This is a genomic window from Salinicola sp. CPA57 (genome assembly GCF_003206035.1).
Taxonomy (GTDB): Bacteria; Pseudomonadota; Gammaproteobacteria; order Pseudomonadales; family Halomonadaceae; genus Salinicola; species Salinicola socius.
On the sequence record NZ_PZJR01000036.1, the window covers coordinates 1 to 1607 of the forward strand.

Below are 1607 nucleotides of genomic sequence, written 5' to 3' on the forward strand. Positions count from 1 at the left end.
GCTGCGCCTGATCCGGTAAATTACATGGGGACGGGGCGTCATGCCGGTGGTTATTTAGGCGTCAGTTCAGATGAAGATGCTCGGCAAGCAGAGGAAGAGCGTATCAAGGATCTTGTTGTAATTGAAATGGTTTTAAAGATTCCAAAGCAGGATGTGATTGACTTGACAGTTCAGCTGGTGCCGAAAAGTCAGAATGCAAGCACTTTGTTTGAGTGGGGTTATCAAAAAAAACGTGGCAGTGAAACCTTGACTGTCGCTGATGGCGCTGGGTATGCAGCCACTCAAGGAAATGAAAGTCAGCCAGGATTTGATTTGCAGGACAAGGTTTACATGTCGAAGTGGTCAAATGTATATCGGAAGGAGGAGCTAGGTAGCTCGGTAGATCTTATTGTTAGATTCCGTGCATCCGACACTCGTACGTCAAAAGGCGATGTTTTAACGTTGGAGTTTGAAGATTCTAAAGTTGGGGGTGATGCTTCGATATGAAAGCTCTTGTCATTGTTTTAGCGTTGGTTGTGCCTGGGGTGTCTTGGGGGGAGGTTCTTTTTCAAGATCCAACAGGAAAGGCTTTGAGTAATGCAATAGCCAATCTCTCAGATAAGGGTTTGGAAGAAAGTCCGCCTCAAGACTTAGGCCTTAAGCAGTACCTGATGGGCCTTTTTTATATAAAGGGGGCGCCAGAGTTTCGCGTTGAAAAAAAACTGTCGTAAAGCAGTTTCTTCCTTGCAAAGCGCATGGCAAAACGGCGTTTCCGATGCTGCGTATACACTTTCTACTATGTATTACAATGGCATTTGTGTGAGTAGCGATCTGGAAGAATCTAGGGAGTTGGCAAGTGAGTCCGCAGCGGACGGTTATATACTTGCGCAACGTATGCTAGGAATGGCTTACGTTGGTAAAAAGTGGCAGGGGCTTTATCCATATGATATTGACAAGGGTGTGTGTTGGCTAAGTAAGGCCGGCAATGCAGGTGATAGAGAGTCTGCAGGCCAATTGTCTGATATGTATGCAAAAGGTAAACAAGTTAAGAAAGATGAAAAGAAGTCTTTTTGGTGGCTAAAACAAGCAGTCTTTAATAGATTTGAAGATGACAACATGGTTGGCTTCCGCGCGCTTGCTGAAAGTTACGAGAAGGGTGTTGGTACCGAAGTTGACTTAATTGAGGCTTATAAGTATTATGATCTTTATGGTACGGCTGGCATAAAAGGTAAGCAGAGGGTTTCAAAAAAAATAACCCAAGAGCAAATTGACGAAGCCATTCACCAATCGCAGGAATGGCAGAAAGAGCACAACGTTAAGGTAGGCGGTGGTTTTATTCGGCGCGCCAATTGAAGTTGTTGTTTTGCCAAGACTGTGGCGTGTGAGTTTAGAGTTAAGACCCATGGCATTTGCCATGGGTTTTTTATTGAATCATCTTCGCTTCGGTAGAAGGGAACGGTGTTGTCGTGACAGCGACGATTCCATGCTTCGGACTCGATCCGGCAGTCGTTGGGCGCCTAACTTAGAATAGTTCGCCTAGAGGTTCCGGACGATACAAACAGCGGTGCCGACTGGAACCGGTTGTTTAGTTCAGGTGTCGGTTTACTTAGCGTAGGCATGGGAGCTGC

3 protein-coding genes are annotated in these 1607 nt (G+C 45.7%); all 3 read left to right on the forward strand.

Annotated features, from left to right (window positions below):
• On the forward strand, positions 1–486 hold a 486-nt coding region (locus DOM36_RS19835), incomplete at its 5' end, for a hypothetical protein (RefSeq protein WP_157958719.1).
• Positions 483–710, forward strand: coding sequence for a hypothetical protein (locus tag DOM36_RS20220; RefSeq protein ID WP_157958720.1), 228 nt, complete (start codon positions 483–485; stop codon positions 708–710). The genes DOM36_RS19835 and DOM36_RS20220, both read left to right, overlap by 4 nt.
• Positions 691–1332, forward strand: a complete 642-nt coding sequence (locus DOM36_RS19840; RefSeq protein ID WP_110644160.1) for a tetratricopeptide repeat protein — start codon at positions 691–693, stop codon at positions 1330–1332. The genes DOM36_RS20220 and DOM36_RS19840 overlap by 20 nt, the downstream gene beginning before the upstream one ends.
• Positions 1333–1607: the final 275 nt, after the last annotated feature.

What these genes read in the sequence shown, in the direction of transcription:
- DOM36_RS20220 (WP_157958720.1), top strand. Translation starts at nt 483, where the DNA reads ATGAAAGCTCTTGTCATTGTTTTAGCGTTGGTTGTGCCTGGGGTGTCT.